Annotated in this window: 15 protein-coding genes; 4 read left to right on the forward strand and 11 right to left on the reverse strand. The window is 61.3% G+C overall.

The features are described from left to right. Positions 1-60: 60 nt before the first annotated feature. From purD to gcbA, 11 genes are all read right to left on the reverse strand, one after another. Positions 61-1,356: a phosphoribosylamine--glycine ligase gene (gene purD, locus HBN98_RS18375; RefSeq protein ID WP_064585777.1), complete on the reverse strand. Its 1,296-nt coding sequence runs from the start codon at positions 1,354-1,356 to the stop codon at positions 61-63. A 190-nt stretch (positions 1,357-1,546) separates the two neighbouring features. After that, the gene (purH, locus tag HBN98_RS18380; RefSeq protein ID WP_083367136.1) at positions 1,547-3,154 is read right to left on the reverse strand and encodes a bifunctional phosphoribosylaminoimidazolecarboxamide formyltransferase/IMP cyclohydrolase; all 1,608 of its coding nucleotides are present in this window, start codon (positions 3,152-3,154) and stop codon (positions 1,547-1,549) included. An 82-nt stretch (positions 3,155-3,236) separates the two neighbouring features. Then, positions 3,237-3,557, reverse strand: coding sequence for a DNA-binding transcriptional regulator Fis (gene fis / locus HBN98_RS18385; protein ID WP_003221275.1), 321 nt, complete (start codon positions 3,555-3,557; stop codon positions 3,237-3,239). Beyond that, positions 3,554-4,564 (reverse strand): tRNA dihydrouridine synthase DusB, encoded by a 1,011-nt coding sequence (gene dusB / locus HBN98_RS18390; protein ID WP_064585779.1) that lies wholly within the window; start codon positions 4,562-4,564, stop codon positions 3,554-3,556. The genes fis and dusB overlap by 4 nt, the downstream gene beginning before the upstream one ends. A 185-nt stretch (positions 4,565-4,749) precedes the next feature. Beyond that, positions 4,750-6,024, reverse strand: coding sequence for a DUF3426 domain-containing protein (locus tag HBN98_RS18395; protein WP_083367135.1), 1,275 nt, complete (start codon positions 6,022-6,024; stop codon positions 4,750-4,752). Between the two features lie 30 nt (positions 6,025-6,054). After that, positions 6,055-6,933: a 50S ribosomal protein L11 methyltransferase gene (gene prmA / locus HBN98_RS18400; RefSeq protein ID WP_083367134.1), complete on the reverse strand. Its 879-nt coding sequence runs from the start codon at positions 6,931-6,933 to the stop codon at positions 6,055-6,057. Between the two features lie 239 nt (positions 6,934-7,172). After that, complete coding sequence (gene accC, locus HBN98_RS18405; protein WP_064585781.1) at positions 7,173-8,531, reverse strand: acetyl-CoA carboxylase biotin carboxylase subunit; 1,359 nt, start codon at positions 8,529-8,531, stop codon at positions 7,173-7,175. 17 nt (positions 8,532-8,548) lie between these two features. Continuing rightward, positions 8,549-9,010, reverse strand: coding sequence for an acetyl-CoA carboxylase biotin carboxyl carrier protein (gene accB, locus HBN98_RS18410; protein WP_064585782.1), 462 nt, complete (start codon positions 9,008-9,010; stop codon positions 8,549-8,551). Between the two features lie 24 nt (positions 9,011-9,034). Then, positions 9,035-9,490, reverse strand: coding sequence for a type II 3-dehydroquinate dehydratase (gene aroQ / locus HBN98_RS18415; protein WP_064585783.1), 456 nt, complete (start codon positions 9,488-9,490; stop codon positions 9,035-9,037). Positions 9,491-9,736: 246 nt separating this feature from the next. Further along, positions 9,737-11,683, reverse strand: a complete 1,947-nt coding sequence (locus HBN98_RS18420; protein ID WP_083367133.1) for a methyl-accepting chemotaxis protein — start codon at positions 11,681-11,683, stop codon at positions 9,737-9,739. Positions 11,684-11,734: 51 nt separating this feature from the next. Continuing rightward, positions 11,735-13,405, reverse strand: a complete 1,671-nt coding sequence (gcbA, locus tag HBN98_RS18425) for a diguanylate cyclase GcbA (protein ID WP_064585785.1) — start codon at positions 13,403-13,405, stop codon at positions 11,735-11,737. A 324-nt stretch (positions 13,406-13,729) separates the two neighbouring features. On the opposite strand from gcbA, the gene HBN98_RS18430 reads away from it, so the two are divergent. From HBN98_RS18430 to HBN98_RS18445, 4 genes are read left to right on the forward strand one after another with little or no spacing between them, the layout of a single operon-like run. Next, a complete protein-coding gene (locus HBN98_RS18430) occupies positions 13,730-14,878 on the forward strand; it encodes a DUF2515 family protein (RefSeq protein WP_083367132.1) in 1,149 nt (382 codons plus the stop codon). Next, positions 14,878-15,594 carry a hypothetical protein gene (locus HBN98_RS18435; protein ID WP_083367131.1) on the forward strand — a complete coding sequence of 239 codons (717 nt, stop codon included), beginning with the start codon at positions 14,878-14,880 and terminating at the stop codon, positions 15,592-15,594. The genes HBN98_RS18430 and HBN98_RS18435 overlap by 1 nt, the downstream gene beginning before the upstream one ends. Continuing rightward, positions 15,573-16,079 (forward strand): Hcp family type VI secretion system effector, encoded by a 507-nt coding sequence (locus HBN98_RS18440; protein WP_083367130.1) that lies wholly within the window; start codon positions 15,573-15,575, stop codon positions 16,077-16,079. Before HBN98_RS18435 ends, HBN98_RS18440 begins: the two co-directional genes overlap by 22 nt. Before the next feature lie 53 nt (positions 16,080-16,132). After that, the gene (locus HBN98_RS18445; protein ID WP_308425040.1) at positions 16,133-16,552 is read left to right on the forward strand and encodes a hypothetical protein; all 420 of its coding nucleotides are present in this window, start codon (positions 16,133-16,135) and stop codon (positions 16,550-16,552) included. The last annotated feature ends 77 nt before the right edge of the window (positions 16,553-16,629 follow it).

The raw sequence follows: 16,629 nt of genomic DNA on the forward strand, positions 1-16,629 counted from the left end.
TGCGCCGCGGCGGAACAGCCCGGCGAGGGACTGCATCCCGCGCCGGACGTGAAGGACAGCTTATTCCTGGGTTTCGCCACGTTCACGGGCAATGGCGCGGTAGCCAATGTCCTTGCGGTAGAAGCAGCCTTCCCAGTCGATGGCGGCGGCCAGCTTGTAGGCTTGCTGCTGGGCTTCGCTCACGCTGGCGCCCATGGCAGTGGCGCAAAGTACGCGACCACCGGCAGTTACTACGTTGCCATCCTTGAGCGCGGTACCGGCGTGGAAGACTTTGCCTTCCAGGCTGGCGGCCGCGTCCAGACCGTTGATCGCTGCGCCTTTGGCGTAGTCGCCCGGGTAGCCGCCGGCGGCCAATACGATACCGACGCTCGGACGTGGATCCCACTGTGCTTCAACCTTGTCCAGCGCTTGCGCGAGGGCAGCTTCGACTAACAGCACCAGGCTCGACTGCAGACGCAGCATCACCGGTTGGGTCTCCGGGTCACCGAAGCGGCAGTTGAACTCGATGACTTTCGGGTTACCGGCCTTGTCGATCATCAGACCGGCATACAGGAAACCGGTGTAGACGTTGCCTTCGTCAGCCATGCCGCGCACGGTCGGCCAGATCACCTGGTCCATCACGCGCTGGTGCACGTCGGCGGTGACCACCGGGGCAGGGGAGTAGGCACCCATGCCGCCGGTATTCGGACCGCTGTCGCCGTCGCCGACGCGTTTGTGGTCCTGGCTGGTGGCCATCGGCAGGACGTTCTTGCCGTCGACCATGACGATGAACGAGGCTTCTTCGCCGTCGAGGAACTCTTCGATGACTACGCGCGAACCGGCATCGCCGAACGCATTGCCGGCGAGCATGTCGCGCACGGCGTCTTCGGCTTCGGCCAGGGTCATGGCGACGATCACGCCTTTACCGGCGGCCAGGCCATCGGCCTTGATCACGATCGGTGCGCCTTTTTCACGCAGATAAGCCAGGGCCGGCTCGATCTCGGTGAAGTTCTGGTAGTCGGCGGTCGGGATCTTGTGGCGAGCCAGGAAATCCTTGGTGAAGGCTTTCGAACCTTCCAGCTGCGCAGCACCGGCGGTCGGGCCGAAGCAGTCCAGGCCACGGGAGCGGAACAGATCGACCACGCCAGCCACCAGCGGCACTTCCGGACCGACGATGGTCAGGGAAACGTTTTTCTCGGCGAAGTCGGCCAGTTGCTCAAGGGCCAGCACGTCGATAGCGACGTTCTCGCACTTGGCTTCAATCGCGGTACCGGCGTTGCCCGGTGCGACGAAAACCTTCTGCACACGCGGATCCTGAGCCACTTTCCAGGCCAGGGCGTGTTCACGGCCACCGCTGCCAATGATCAAAACATTCATTTCAAAAACCTCGGATGACGCTAATTCTGTTTTTAGAGCCTAAAGCGCTTCACGCTGTAGGAGGTCGCAATGAAGGCGGTAGATGCAAGGCGGAGTCGACCTCGATGAGCGGAGTTGCCTTTTGGCAATGAGCATCATCGAGGTCGGCTCCAACGCAGCAGATGCCGGCTTCAGTGCGGCCGTCGACTGGTTAGTGACGGAAGTGGCGCATGCCGGTGAAAACCATGGCGATACCGGCTTCGTCGGCTGCAGCAATCACTTCAGCATCACGCATCGAGCCGCCTGGCTGGATCACCGCAGTGATGCCCACCTTGGCCGCGTTGTCCAGACCGTCGCGGAACGGGAAGAACGCGTCCGATGCCATCACCGAACCGGCGACTTGCAGACCGGCGTGTTCCGCCTTGATCGCGGCGATACGTGCCGAGTTGACGCGGCTCATCTGGCCAGCGCCGACACCGATGGTCTGACGGTTCTTGGCGTAGACGATGGCGTTGGACTTGACGTACTTGGCGACTTTCCAGGCGAAGATCAGGTCGTGGATTTCCTGTTCGGTCGGTGCACGCTTGGTCACCACTTTCAGGTCATCGGCGCCGATCATGCCGATATCGCGGCTCTGCACCAGCAGGCCACCGTTGACGCGCTTGTAATCCCACGCCGGAGCGCGATCCGCCGACCACTCGCCACAGGCCAGCAGGCGCACGTTGGCTTTGGCGGCGACGATGGCGCGGGCTTCTTCGCTGACGCTTGGGGCGATGATCACTTCCACGAACTGACGCTCGACGATGGCCTTGGCAGTCTCGGCATCCAGTTCACGGTTGAAGGCGATGATGCCGCCGAAGGCCGACTCGGTGTCGGTGGCGTAGGCCAGTTCGTAGGCCTGGCGGATGCCGCCTTCGGCGTCCGGGCTCACGGCCACGCCGCACGGGTTGGCGTGCTTGACGATCACGCAGGCTGGCTTGACGAAGCTCTTCACGCATTCCAGCGCGGCGTCGGTGTCGGCCACGTTGTTGTACGACAGCTCTTTGCCTTGCAACTGGGTCGCGGTGGCGATGCCGACTTCGGCCGGCTTGGCTTCCACGTAGAACGCCGCGCTCTGGTGCGGGTTCTCGCCGTAGCGCATTTCCTGAGCCTTGATGAACTGGCTGTTGAAGGTGCGCGGGAATTCGCTGCGGCCTTCAGTGCTCAGGGTCTCGGCAGCCTGGTTCACGGTGCCCATGTAGTTGGCGATCATGCCGTCGTAGGCGGCGGTGTGTTCAAAGGCCTTGAGCATCAGGTCGAAACGCTGAGCGTAGGTCAGGCCACCGGCCTTGAGGTTTTCCAGAACGTTGGCGTAATCGCTGGCATTCACCACGATCGCTACGTCTTTATGGTTTTTCGCTGCCGAACGGACCATGGTCGGGCCGCCGATGTCGATATTCTCGATCGCGGTCGGCAGGTCGCAGCCTGGCTTGTTGATGGTGGCTTCGAACGGGTAGAGGTTAACGGCAACCAGGTCGATCGGCTTGATGCCGTGCTCGTTCATGATCGCGTCGTCGATACCGCGACGACCGAGGATTCCGCCGTGGATTTTCGGGTGCAGGGTTTTCACCCGACCGTCCATCATTTCTGCGAAACCGGTGTAATCCGCGACTTCCACTGCGGCTACGCCATTGTCCTGCAGCAGCTTGAACGTTCCGCCGGTGGAGAGGATCTCGACGCCCAGAGCTTCGAGCTCCTTGGCGAATTCGAGGATCCCGGTCTTGTCGGAAACGCTGATCAAGGCGCGGCGGATCGGCAGGCGGGTAGTCTGGTCGGTCATCTCAATTTCCATCAAAAGCAAGGGAAGTCAGCAAAAAAGGCGACCGGTTTTACGCGGGCGCCTTTCTGGTTGGATTGAATGCTTACAGCAGATCGTACTGCTTGAGTTTCTTGCGCAGCGTGCCGCGGTTGAGTCCGAGCAGCTCGCTGGCCTTGGTCTGGTTGCCCTTGACGTAGTTCATCACGCTTTCGAGCAGGGGAGCCTCGACTTCGGAGAGCACCAGGTTGTACACGTCCGTGACGGACGCGCCCTCAAGGTGGGCGAAATAATTGTGCAGCGCCTTCTCGACACTCCCGCGAAGGGTCTGACCTTCTTCGCTCGGGGTATTGAGGTGCTGTTTCAAATTCACGTTGTCGCTCACGGGTGCTGTTCCACTCACTAAAGTCTCGGTCATCATCGTCATGCGGCCACCCCTTCTTCGTCCCCTGTCAGGCTCTTGTAACGCTCGGCGAAGAACTCCCGAACGTTGGCGCATTGTGTTTCCGTACCATCCAAACGATTGAAGTGGGCGCGAAACTCCCTGGCGCCCGGCAAGGTTGCGAGATACCAGCCCACATGCTTGCGGGCAATACGTACGCCCATCACGTCCCCATAGAAGGCGTGAAGTGCGGCCAGATGCTCCAGCAGGATGCGTTCCACTTCGCTCAACTCCAGCGCCGGCAATTTCTCGCCAGTACGCAGGAAGTGCTCGATCTCACGAAAAATCCATGGCCGCCCCTGGGCAGCCCGGCCTATCAGCAGGCCATCGGCACCGGTCGCGTCGAGCACGTAACGGGCCTTTTCCGGCGAATCGATATCGCCATTGGCAAACACCGGCATCGACACCGCCTGCTTGATCGCGGCAATCGTGTCGTATTCGGCTTCACCGGTGTACAGATCGGCGCGCGTGCGGCCATGCACGGCCAGCGCGGCGATCCCGGCCTGTTCGGCGATCTTCGCCACGGTCAGGCCGTTCTTGTTGTCGCGATCCCATCCGGTGCGGATCTTCAAGGTCACCGGCACATCCACTGCAGCGACGACGGCCTGCAGGATCTCGGTGACCAGTGCTTCATCCTTCAGCAACGCGGAGCCGGCGGCCTTGTTGCAGACCTTCTTTGCCGGGCACCCCATGTTGATATCAATAATCTGTGCGCCCAGTTCGACGTTGGCCCGTGCCGCATCCGCCAGCATCTGCGCGTCGCCACCGGCAATCTGTACCGAGCGTGGCTCGGGATCGCCTTCGTGGATCATGCGCATGCGCGACTTGCGGGTGTTCCACAGGCTCATGTCACTGGTGACCATTTCCGAGACTACAAGCCCTGCGCCCAAACGCTTGCAAAGCTGACGAAAGGGCTGGTCGGTGACCCCCGCCATCGGGGCGAGAATCAAACCGTTCTGTAATGTATATGGGCCGATGCGTACCGCCGACATAGGACTTCCCTGAAGTGGGGCCGGATCATGAGAGTTCGAAAAAGGGTTGGCATGATACCCGCTCTCGATGACTGGATAAAGGCTGAATTGAACAAAATCTGAACAGTTATTCTGTTATTGCCAGCGGTTTGGTTGGGCTGCGCCCAGTCAGAAAACCGCCGTCAAACCTGAAGCGCTGCAGCGATTCACTCGGGGGAGTGGAAACTCAGGCTGTAATTCACCGCTTTGGGGCCTGGATCGAGGATATCCAGCGCGATGTGGATCGGCGTCTGCGGTGGCATTTCCGCCAGGCCTTCGAGATCACCGTTGAGGTATTCGCCGGGTTTGAAACGACGACTGGCGATCAGATGGCCGTTGAGGTCTGCGAAGCGCAGCTCCAGCAGCGGGAACGGCTGGGAGAACGTCGCGCGGTTATAGATGATCGCGTCGACCACCAGCGCACCGCTGAATTCCGGGTGGCTGCGCACCACCAGATTGCTGCTTTTGATTTTGGCGATGTCGACCTTGGACGGCACCGTACAGCCAATCTGCGGACAGAACTGTTGGAACCACGGACGATACTGATCCTGGCGTGCCAATTCGTCGAAGTGATAGGCGATGTACTGTCCGCCAAGGCCGGCGGCGGCCAGCAAGACCAGTAAGGTCCAGAGAAGGCGCCGGCCCCACGGCGAGCGGCGTTTCTGCCAGTCCAGTTGCAGCGGGTCGTCGGTCAGGTCCTGCAGGACTTCGGCGCGCACGCCGGGTTCTGCGCGGTCACGCTTTTTGCGCAGCGGTTCCACCGACGGCAGATCGTCGTCATCAGGCTCGGCGCTGGCGGACAGGCGTTCGCGGCGGGCATTCGGATCGATCGGATCGTGCAGGCGCAGTTGCGGAATCGGCGGTTCGTCGTCCAGGTCGACCGGTTCCAGTGACAAGGACGGCTCGGTGCGCGCGGTTTTTACCGGCTCCGGTTCGAGGGGCTCGGGCTCGACTTCATCGTCGGGCTCGGGCAGACGCTCATCGTCGCGGGCGCTGAACAGGCTGTCGCGCCACACCGTTTCATCGGCTTCAGGGCTGTCACGCCGGGCGCTCAGGGATTCTTCGCGCTGCCGACCGAATTCGGTGGTCGGCTGTATTTCCCGTTGCTCAAGGCGGGCCAGTTCTTCGTCCAGGTCCAGGCTGTCCAGATCCAGCTCGCTGGCGCTCCATTGCTTTTGGCTGATGGCGCGCGGCGCGGGCGGTTGGTCGATGGCCGGGGGCTGGATGGACTCAGGCGGTTGCACAGCCTGCTCGACTGGCGGTGCTGCGACCGGCGTCACCGCTTCCTTGCCCGCATGTTGTTCCAGCAGCTGTTTGGCGGCGTTGAACACTTGCAGGCAGGAGCCACAGCGAACCACCCCGCGGGCCACGCTCAATTGAGCATGGCTGACGCGGAAGCTGGTTTGGCAATGCGGGCACTGGGTGACGAAACTGTCGGTCATGCGGCGATCCGGTTTATGCAGGCGGCCATTCTAGCGCCGACGGCCGGTGATACGCACCCAGCCATCGCGATTGGCGATCGGGTCCAGATCGAAGTCCTGGGCATAGGCGGCAGCCACTTCTTCGCCCTGTTCGGCGAGGATGCCGGACAGCGCCAGACGACCGCCGGACTTAACCAGGCCGGAGAGTTGCGGCGCGAGAGCGACCAACGGGCCGGCAAGAATGTTGGCTACCAATACGTCGGCCTGGACCTGCGGCAGGTCTTCCGGCAGGTACAGCGGGAACAGTTCTTCGGCAATGTTGTTGCGCCCGGCGTTGTCGCGCGAAGCTTCCAGCGCCTGCACATCGATGTCGGTACCGACGGCTTCTTTCGCGCCGAGCAGCAGGGCGGCGATCGCCAGAATCCCTGAGCCGCAGCCGAAGTCCAGCACGTTGCAGCCCTTCAGGTCCTGACCGTCGAGCCATTCCAGGCACAGTGCGGTGGTCGGGTGCGTGCCGGTACCGAACGCCAGGCCCGGGTCGAGCAGCAGGTTGACCGCGTCAGGCTCCGGTGCGGCGTGCCAGCTCGGCACGATCCACAGGCGCTGGCCGAAACGCATTGGCTGGAAACCGTCCATCCAGCTGCGTTCCCAGTCCTGATCTTCGATGACTTCGCTGTGATGCTCGGGCAGCGGGCTGCCGGTCAGCAGTTCCAGGTGCGCCAGCACCGGCGCAGGCTCGGTGCCGCCCTCGAACAGGGCCAGCAGGTGGGTGTGCGCCCACAGTGGGGTGGTGTTGAGTTCCGGCTCGAAGATCGGTTGATCTTCGGCGTCCATGAAGGTCACCGAAACGGCGCCGACTTCAAGGAAAGCGTCTTCGTAGGTTTCGGCTTGTTCCGGGCTGATGGCGAGGCGTACTTGCAGCCAAGGCATGGCGGGCACCTTTGAAAAAATATGATTGCAGCCTAGCGGCCAGCGAGAAGCGCGCAAGTTTACGCGAGCGCGCGGCAGAACACGACCATGGCCGAAGATCAAAAGATCGCAGCCTGCGGCAGCTCCTACAGGGGAATGCATCCTGAATGTAGGAGCTGCCGCAGGCTGCGATCTTTTGACTTTGCTGCAGATACAACAAAGCCGCCCGAAGGCGGCTTTGTTGGGGGCAGGTTCGAAGCTTAGTGCTTATCGCCAGCCAGCTTGTGCTCGAGGTAGTGAATGTTCACGCCCCCTTTGCAGAAGCCTTCGTCACGGGTCAGATCACGGTGCAGCGGGATGTTGGTCTTGATCCCGTCCACCACGATTTCGTCCAGGGCATTGCGCATGCGGGCCATGGCTTCGTCGCGGGTGGCGCCGTAAGTGATCAGCTTGCCGATCAGCGAGTCGTAGTTCGGCGGAACCGCATAACCGCTGTACAGGTGCGAATCGACGCGAACGCCGTTGCCGCCTGGGGCGTGGAAATGCTTGACCGTACCCGGGCTCGGCATGAAGGTTTTCGGGTCTTCAGCGTTGATCCGGCACTCCAGCGAGTGACCGCGGATTACCACGTCATCCTGAGTGAACGACAGCTTGTTGCCAGCGGCGATGCTGAGCATCTCCTTGACGATGTCGATACCGGTGACCATTTCCGAAACCGGGTGCTCCACCTGAACACGGGTGTTCATTTCGATGAAGTAGAAACGACCGTTCTCGTACAGGAACTCGAACGTGCCGGCGCCACGGTAGCCGATGTCGATGCACGCCTTGACGCAGCGAGCCAGAACTTCCTGGCGGGCCTGCTCGTCGATGCCCGGTGCCGGCGCTTCTTCGAGAACCTTCTGGTGACGACGTTGCAGCGAGCAGTCGCGGTCACCCAGATGGATGGCGTGGCCTTGGCCGTCGGACAGTACCTGAACTTCGACGTGACGTGGGTTGGTCAGGAATTTTTCCAGATAGACCATCGGGTTGCCGAACGCCGCGCCCGCTTCGGAGCGGGTCAGTTTCGCCGAGGCGATCAGGTCTTCTTCCTTGTGCACCACACGCATGCCGCGACCACCACCGCCGCCAGCGGCCTTGATGATCACCGGGTAGCCGACTTCACGACCGATGCGCAGCGCCGTTTCCTCGTCTTCCGGCAGCGGGCCGTCAGAACCTGGAACGGTAGGTACGCCCGCTTCGATCATCGCGTGCTTGGCCGATACCTTGTCGCCCATCAGGCGAATGGTGTCGGCTTTCGGGCCGATGAAGGCGAAACCGGAGTTCTCGACCTGCTCGGCGAAGTCGGCATTTTCCGCGAGGAAACCGTAGCCTGGGTGAATGGCGGTGGCGCCAGTCACTTCAGCAGCAGCGATGATGGCCGGAATGTGCAGGTAGGACTGAGCGGCAGACGCCGGGCCGATGCAGACGGATTCGTCTGCCAGACCCAGGTGCATCAGCTCTTTGTCGGCCTTGGAGTAAACGGCGACGGTCTTGATGCCCATCTCTTTGCAGGCACGCAGAATCCGCAGGGCGATCTCACCGCGGTTAGCGATCAGAACTTTTTCCAACTTCGCAGTCATCAAAGGCTCTCCGCAGTTCAAACGATGGTGAACAGCGGTTGGTCGTACTCAACCGGCTGGCCGTCTTCGACGAGGATGGATTCGATCACACCGCTGGTTTCAGCTTCGATGTGGTTCATCATCTTCATGGCTTCGACGATGCACAGGGTGTCGCCTTTCTTCACGGTCTGGCCGACTTCAACGAAGGCTGGCGAGGTTGGCGAAGACTTGCGGTAGAAGGTGCCTACCATTGGCGAGCGGGCCACGGTGCCGTTCAGCGCAGGTGCAGCAGCGGCAGCCGGGGCGGCGGCAACTGGAGCGGCAGCGGCGGCAGGAGCAGCAGCCGGTGCTTGCATCGGCGCAGGTGCGTAGTACTGCTGAGCCGGGGTCTTGCTGTGGCGGCTGATGCGAACGGACTCTTCGCCTTCCTTGATCTCGAGCTCGTCGATGCCGGACTCTTCCAGCAATTCGATCAGTTTCTTAACTTTACGGATATCCATGAATCATCAACTCCCAAGGGTCGGTCAGGGGCGTATAGCTTGTTGTTCAAGCTGCTCTAGTGCGGCCTCCAAGGCCAGTCGGTAACCGCTGGCGCCAAGGCCGCAGATCACTCCCACCGCTACGTCGGAGAAGTAAGAGTGATGGCGGAAAGGTTCGCGTTTGTGCACGTTGGACAAATGCACTTCGATGAATGGGATGCTCACTCCCAGCAGCGCGTCACGTAATGCGACACTTGTGTGCGTAAAAGCCGCTGGATTGATCAGGATGAAATCCACACCTTCGCCGCGTGCGGCGTGGATGCGGTCGATCAATTCATACTCGGCATTGCTCTGCAGATGCAGCAGATGATGGCCGGCTTCACGGGCGCGCCGCTCCAGGTCCTGATTGATCTGCGCCAGGGTCGTTGACCCATAGGTGCCCGGTTCGCGGGTGCCGAGCAGGTTCAGGTTGGGGCCGTGCAGCACCAGTAGCGTTGCCATCTGCATGTTCCTTGTTATGAATGAGCAGTCGTCAGAACCCGGCGACTATGCCGCAAAGGCTTTGTGACTGTCCAGTTCTCTGCAATAGCCAGCACGATGACCGATGTTTGCGCGAAATTTGTGACTGAGTGATTTGATCCGGTCACTCATCTCGTCCTGTTGGAGCTGCCGAAGGCTGCGATCTTTTTGTTTTTAGAAGCAAGATCAAAGGATCGCAGCCTTCGGCAGCTCCTACAGCGGTTGGTGTCAGACGCGGAAGGCCTGCACCGCTGTATGCAGTTGCCCACCCAATACCAGCAGATTCTCCCCCTGTTCGCGACCTTCGCCGATGCGCAGCAGGTTATCCCCGCCCAACTGATGGATCCGCTCACTGTGATCGCGAATCTCGCTGACCGCGCCGCTTTGCTGGGCGGTGATGTCGGCGATGCGGATCGCCGTGTCGGAAATGGTCTGGATCGCGCCGACGATTTTATCCAGCGCGCCGTCCGCCGCTTGCGCCTGGTTGGCGGTGGCTTCGGCGTGTTCGACCTGGGCGCGCATGCCTTCGACCGATTGTCGGGCGGCGCTTTGCAGGCCGGCGATCAGGGTCTGGATTTCCGCCGTGGCGCCTGCCGTGCGTTGCGCCAGTGAGCGCACTTCCTCGGCCACCACCGCAAAACCCCGACCCATTTCCCCGGCGCGCGCCGCTTCAATGGCGGCGTTGAGTGCCAGCAGGTTGGTCTGATCGGCGATCGAGCGGATCACCGTCAGCACGCCGCCGATGGTCGCCGACTCTTCGGCCAGGTGTTCGATCATCTGCGCGTTGCCTTGTACTTCGCCGACCAATGCGTGCAGCCCGGTCAGGCTCTGGCCGATCACGGTTTGTCCGTGCTCCACGGCCAGGCCGGCATGGCGGCTGGCATCCGCGGCCTGACGCGCATCGCCCGCCACTTGTTGAATCGTGGCCTCCAGTTCGCCCAGAGAATCGCGAATCAGCGCGGTATCCCCAGCTTGATGCTCGGCGCCGGAGTGCAGGTCGTTGCTCAGTTCGGCCAGCGTGCGGCTGCTGCCGGCGACCTGTTCGGCGTTGCCGCGAATCGTCCCGACCAGATCCACCAGGTACGCACGCAGACGATTGAGCGATGCTTCGATGTCATGCAGTTCGCGGTTGGTCTTGCCCAGATGAATGTCGCGACTGAAATCACCTTCAGCCCAGGTCGACAGCGCCGGGGCAAGGTTGGTCAGGGTGCGCGCCAGGCGCCGCTGCAAGGTGTCGATCAGCAGCGCGATCAACAGGATTAGGCCGATCATCACGCCTTGCATCAGCCGCACTTCGCCCTGGATCTGCCCGTGCTGGGCGCGCACCACTGGCTCGAGACCGGCGATGGCCTGCTGCACGGCGGCGATCTTCAGGTGCGTGGCGGTGCTCAGCTCCGTGCGTTTCTGGATCAGCTCGCGGGTGCGTTGCAGCTCCGCCGGGTAGCGAACCAGCAGGCTGTTGAGTTCGCGTTTGATGCCGACGCCGGCGTCTTCGGCAGCGGCTTTTTCAGTGCTTTCGATGCCCATCATCGCCGCGAAATCATCGCTGCCGGACTCATTCTTGGCGACCACGCCGAGCAGGGGCAGGGCGTCGATGGCCTGGGCCTGCGTGCGGATGCTGGCGACTTCGCGCTCGACGTCGGCGGCCAGCTCACTGCGGCCGCTGCTGACCAGTTTGTCGCGGGCCAGCGACAGTTTGCCCAAATGCTGCGAAGCGACGAGCAGCGGCGTCAGGTAGGTCGCGTTGCCGTTGGCGTAGGTGTTCAACTGGTCGAGGCTGGCGCTTAGTTCGCGTTCGGCCTGCAGCAGCAGCGCTTGCGGATCGCCGGCCAGTTTGCCGGCGGCGAGCAGGTCGGTCTTGCTGAATTCTTCGAGGCTCGACAGGCTCGGGCGCAGGGTTTCGGCCAGCGCCGGCGGCAGTTCGCCGAGTTCTAGCTGCAAGCCGTCGATGGCCTGGCTGGCGCTGCTCAGGCGCAGGGCGTCGCCGCTGCCGAGGTAATCCTCGACGTTGCGCGCCACGTCATTCTGAAATTGCTGCGACAGACTCAGGTAGCGCTCCATCAACAGGTACGGCCGCTCCAGGGCTTTTTGCGACCACCACAGCGTCGCGCCGAGGGCCACGCAGACGGCGACCAGCAGCAGAGTGTTGAGATTGGTGAGCAACTTCAGGCGCATGACGGTTACCAACGGCAGAAATGGTAAGCGCCTGAATTTATTGCGGTTCTGTTACAGGGTTATGACCGAGTCAGTGGAATCCGATGAAAAAGTGGCACTTTGCTTTGAGTCGCGCGCGGTCTGCACTCGATTGCGTCCGGCGCCCTTGGCGCGGTACAGCGCTTCGTCGGCCTGGCTGGCCATCATCAGGCTGTCGGAGTCCTCGCGCATTTCCACCACGCCGGCGCTGAAGGTGCACCACAAATCCTGCGGCTGGGCCGGGTAGTGAATTTCGGCGAAGCGCTGGCGGATCTCGTCGAGCACTTTGTGCGCGGCTTCTATATCGGTGTCGGGCATGACGATGGCGAATTCTTCGCCGCCGTAACGGCCGATGAAATCGGTCTTGCGCAGGCGTTGCTTGAGGAACAGCGCAAGGCTTTTGATCACGCGGTCGCCCATGGGGTGACCGTGGCTGTCGTTGACCCGTTTGAAGTGGTCGATGTCGAGCATGGCAAAGCTCAGCGGCTTGTTCTCGCGGCGGGCGCGGAACGAGCAGTCTTCGAGCAATTGCAGGATGTGCGTGTGGTTGTACAGGCCGGTGAGGCTGTCGCGGACCATCCGTGCCTTCAGATTGCGCGCGCGGGCGGCGCGGTTGCGCACGGTGGTAATCAGGTGCCGTGGCTTGATTGGCTTGGTCAGGAAGTCATCGCCGCCTTCGCTCATGGCGTCGAGCTGCTTGTCCAGATCATCTTCGGCCGACAGGTAAATGATCGGCACGCTGACGTAACGATCGTTGTGGCGAATGACCTTGGCCAGCTCGGTGCCGGTGCAGGCCGGCATGTACATGTCGAGGATGATCAGGTCCGGCTGAAAATCTGCCAGTTCGGCCATCGCCTGGATCGGTTCGATCAGGGTGCGGGTGACGATCCCGGCGCTGTTGAGCAGGCGCTCGGTGTGCAAGGCCTGGGCGCGGGAGTCGTCAATGATCAGCACTTTATAAGGCTCGTACTGGGCGACGCAGGTCAGGACTTCGATCTTCTCCAGCAGGCTCGACGCTTCGAGGGTGCCGGTGAGGAATTCCTGGCCGCCGGCGCGCACCGCAGCGAGGCGGGTCGGGGTGTCGGTTTCGTGCAGACTGAAGAACAGCAGCGGCAGCGGTTCTTCCAGACCCACTTGCGCTTCGGCGGCAAGTTGCAGGCCGACGCCGGGCCCGCTGAAATCCACGTCCATGACGATCGCGGCCGGCAAACGCTCGACCATCGAGGAGCGAAACGCCGACACACTGTCCAGCGCCTGGGCGGTCAGGCCGAAGAATTCCAGTTGTTTGGCCAGCCGCTCGGCGCGGTCGTGATCCTGCAGCAACACATAGATCGGTTTGCGCAGCGGCGGCAGAAAGGTCTGGTCGAGCTGGTCACCATGACGCAGGCCGGTGCGCGACAGGCGTTGCATCAAGCGATTGAGATCGGTGATCAGGCCACTGCTCAGACGGCCGCGATTGGCATCGACGGCGTCCAGCGACTGGCTGATGTGGTGGGCCAGTTGCGTGTGCTCAGGCTGTTCGAAGCGCTCGGCAAAACGCAGCAGGCGCAGGTTGGCCTCGCTCAGTTCGGCGAGGTCGGCAGTGGACCACTCACTGCGTTGCAGGCGTTGCCATATCTCAAGAATCTGACGTGCCTGATGAATTACCCGCTGGGCAAAGTGGTGCTTGAGGCGCTCACGGCTGGGGTCTTCTGGCTCGGTCATATCCTGACTACTAGTTAGGGTGCATGCTGAGATCGACTGGTGGCTCTATGCTAGCACCTCTTTTCCCTTATATGAGTGTCGTGCGTCAATAATCTGCGGTGCGGCACAATTCAGTTCATGACCGGGTGGTTTTATTTTTGACCTCGTCGTCGGTCAAGTCGCCGTATGCCGGGCGCTTAAGGACGTTTCCTGTCGTTTCTGACGACTTTTCTCATGCCGGGTCAGGCGCTGTCCTTCAGCCGCTTCTGATTTTTCTTCAGCCTCTTTCACATGCATTCCGGACAGGTAGGGTTAAGGGATTCCCCTAGAGGCTGCCTTGCCGACATGAGCCAGTGTTTCACCGAGCACACCACTGACGAACAACGCCTGAACCACAACACCAGACCCGTGGCCGACTGCGAGTGCCGCGAAGAATGGCTGTATGGCGACAGGCTGCAGGTTACTGAGGTGCCAGTGTTGACGTGCCAGTGTCTATGGCGCGCCTACCAACAAGCGGCCGAGAGAATCGTCGCCCCTGAAGGCGTTTTGATTGCCGATCCCGTTGCCCGCAACCGGGCGATCAACGCGGCCTATGCCCGCCTGTGGCAACACGATCCGCGGTTCCAGTGGGCGGGTCTGGCGGCGTTCGCCTCCAAGCAGGTGGGCTGTGGGTTGCTGCATGCGGCAGACAGCATCGACCGTATTCGTGCCGAGCATGAGGCGCGGCAGCGGGTGCGGGATGGCCGTCGCGAGCACGGATTGCTGACTCCGGAAAAAATGCCTGAACAGGCCGTTGCGTTACGCGAGTACGACGAAGCCCGGGCACGCAATCCCGTGCCGTCCGTGGATTTTCGCGCCCCAGGCGAAGCATTGTCTCTGGTGCAGCAACAGTTCCGGCATGTGTACGACATGATGGCGCTGGGCAATACCACGCTGTTTCTGGATGTTTATCCGTTGCATCAGTTTTATGCGGTGCGTGGGTTGCAGGAGCTGAAGATGTGTCTTGGTGAGCGGAAAAAAATATATGGGCACACCAGGTTTCCGGTGCTTTGGCCGGTCGGCCAGCAAACACTTGAATTCGGAAAGCGCTTTCCAGAAGTTCTGAAAGCCTTTGAGTCGATCGAGGCAGGGAATATTGCCGAAAGCGTAGAGCATCTGGCGCGGCACGAGCAACGAAACATTCTTCAGCCAACCATCTACGAAAACCGTCATCTGGTGGCGCTGTTACGCAGCAATCATTTTGCCTACGTGACAGGCTTTCCTTCAGGTGTCGCTCAGGCCATCGAGTTGACCCTTACCAGCCAATGCCGGCGTGTCGAGGATGGTCGCACCATCAGTTTCGGCAGTAACCCGTTGGCGGATTTGTCCGATATCAATCAGCGAATGGCGTTCGTGCTTCGGGCAGCGGCTCGGTTTGATCAGATGCTCAATGACGGAAACCGAGCGGCACTCGCGCAATCCATTGGTGAAATCGCTGTCATGGCGGGTGCTTGATGACCTTGCGTATTGCTCTGCCCGACTGGCGAGGCTGGATGTGGCTGGCGCTTTGTATAGTGTTCGCGCTTGCGGCCGCCCGTCAGTTGACCCAGCCGTTGTGGGACGACCCCGTGATCATTCTCGAAATCGGCGGAACCTATGAAAGCATGATGGAGCATTCCACCGCGCCGTTCAGTCCGTTGATTCGCGGTCACATCTGGGCTGGCATTCCCAAGACTGATGCGCGCCTGCGCGTTGTCGACCCGCAGTATGGATTCGAGACGCCTTTGGCGCGTTTTTTGTCGGTGGGCTTCGACGATAACGTGGTCGACACCATCCGCATGTCCCCGCAAATCGAGCCATTGCTCATCGACGATGCGATGAAGGTGGTTGTCGACCTGCAGGCACAGTGGTGTGCAAAGGGCTGGAAACCGATAGGCGTGCGGCGCGATCCGACCATGGCGGATACCCCTGAGTGGCGTGCATACGTCAGGCAAGGTGTGCTCTCCGGCGTGTCTTATTGGCAGGCCGGCGACAAGTATCAGGCAATGCTGTCACTGGCACGATTCAGAGACTCCAGGCATCTCGACCAGGAGCGCTACCTCATCACTCTCGCCCTCGCCGAGCCTTGGATGCCTGTCGAAGAAAGCGAAAGGCTTTCCGCCGAACCCGATCATTTCCCCCCGCCCCAACCCCAACAAGGAGCCAGCCCATGCCCATCCCAGCCTTCATGACTCTCCACGGCAGCCGCCAGGGCCTGATCAGCGCCGGTGCCTTTAGCGAGGATTCGGTGGGCAACAGCTATCAGACCGGACGCGAGGACAAGATCATGGTTCAGGCCCTGAACCACGGCATTTTCGTGCCCAAGGGGCAGGGCGCGGGACGGCGGATGCACAAGCCGCTGATCATCACCAAAACCCTCGACAAGGCCTCGCCGCTGATTCAAGTCGCGATGTGTTCCGGTGAACTGCTCAGCCAGTGCCGGGTGGAGTGGTATCGCACATCGGCCCAGGGTGTGCAGGAGCACTTCTACACGATCGAACTGGAGGATGCGTTAATCGTCGGCGCCGAGGTGCTGATGCCGCATTGTCTCGACTCCGGCATGGCGCACTACACGCAACTGGAGAAAGTCCATTTCACCTACCAACGCATCTACTGGCGGCACGAAGTCAGCCGGACGATGGGGTCCGACGAATGGCAAGGCGAGGGGCGGGGATGAGGCTGGTTCACCACTGGCACCTGAGCGAAACCGAACGCCAGCATGTTTATCCGGTGGACCAGGCATTGCAACGGGTTTGTCAGGTGCTGCTAGAGCGGCAGCCCCTTGAGGGGCTGGATGAACTGCGGGCGGGGTTGCTGATTGATCTGGACAGCGAGGTGCTGGATCAGGTCGAGCGTGGTGAATGGCTGTTATTGAAGCCGCAGGCCGATTTCGGTCATTGGCCGGTCGCGGCCGCGGTCTTCGATCAGGCGGTGCTGGCGCTGATGAACAATCCGCCTGCGCAACCGCGCAGAACACCGCGGATCTTTCGTCTGGTCGCCAGCATGACCGGGGAACCGTTGGCGCAGCAGGCCTGCATCGCCACGGTTGATGGCGTCGCCAGCCAGCGAAAAACCGACGCCGAGGGCATCGCACATCTATTTGCATCGGACGCCGTCTCGCAGATCTCAATGAAAATTTTCAACGTCTGAACGGCGCGTCTATCCTTTCGCTCACTGACAGCGAGCGGTTTTTTCTTCGATGACCCGATCACGGGTGCCGGCCTTGG

Origin of the sequence: Pseudomonas koreensis (assembly GCF_012986595.1) — a bacterium.
GTDB classification, from domain to species: Bacteria; Pseudomonadota; Gammaproteobacteria; order Pseudomonadales; family Pseudomonadaceae; genus Aquipseudomonas; species Aquipseudomonas koreensis.

Excerpts from the sequence above, each read along its gene's own strand:
- purD (WP_064585777.1), bottom strand. The coding sequence starts at position 1,356 with ATGAATGTTTTGATCATTGGCAGCGGTGGCCGTGAACACGCCCTGGCC.
- purH (WP_083367136.1), bottom strand. The coding sequence starts at position 3,154 with ATGACCGACCAGACTACCCGCCTGCCGATCCGCCGCGCCTTGATCAGC.
- fis (WP_003221275.1), bottom strand. The coding sequence starts at position 3,557 with ATGACGATGATGACCGAGACTTTAGTGAGTGGAACAGCACCCGTGAGC.
- dusB (WP_064585779.1), bottom strand. The coding sequence starts at position 4,564 with ATGTCGGCGGTACGCATCGGCCCATATACATTACAGAACGGTTTGATT.
- HBN98_RS18395 (WP_083367135.1), bottom strand. The coding sequence starts at position 6,024 with ATGACCGACAGTTTCGTCACCCAGTGCCCGCATTGCCAAACCAGCTTC.
- prmA (WP_083367134.1), bottom strand. The coding sequence starts at position 6,933 with ATGCCTTGGCTGCAAGTACGCCTCGCCATCAGCCCGGAACAAGCCGAA.
- accC (WP_064585781.1), bottom strand. The coding sequence starts at position 8,531 with ATGACTGCGAAGTTGGAAAAAGTTCTGATCGCTAACCGCGGTGAGATC.
- accB (WP_064585782.1), bottom strand. The coding sequence starts at position 9,010 with ATGGATATCCGTAAAGTTAAGAAACTGATCGAATTGCTGGAAGAGTCC.
- aroQ (WP_064585783.1), bottom strand. The coding sequence starts at position 9,490 with ATGGCAACGCTACTGGTGCTGCACGGCCCCAACCTGAACCTGCTCGGC.
- HBN98_RS18420 (WP_083367133.1), bottom strand. The coding sequence starts at position 11,683 with ATGCGCCTGAAGTTGCTCACCAATCTCAACACTCTGCTGCTGGTCGCC.
- gcbA (WP_064585785.1), bottom strand. The coding sequence starts at position 13,405 with ATGACCGAGCCAGAAGACCCCAGCCGTGAGCGCCTCAAGCACCACTTT.
- HBN98_RS18430 (WP_083367132.1), top strand. The coding sequence starts at position 13,730 with ATGAGCCAGTGTTTCACCGAGCACACCACTGACGAACAACGCCTGAAC.
- HBN98_RS18435 (WP_083367131.1), top strand. The coding sequence starts at position 14,878 with ATGACCTTGCGTATTGCTCTGCCCGACTGGCGAGGCTGGATGTGGCTG.
- HBN98_RS18440 (WP_083367130.1), top strand. The coding sequence starts at position 15,573 with ATGCCCATCCCAGCCTTCATGACTCTCCACGGCAGCCGCCAGGGCCTG.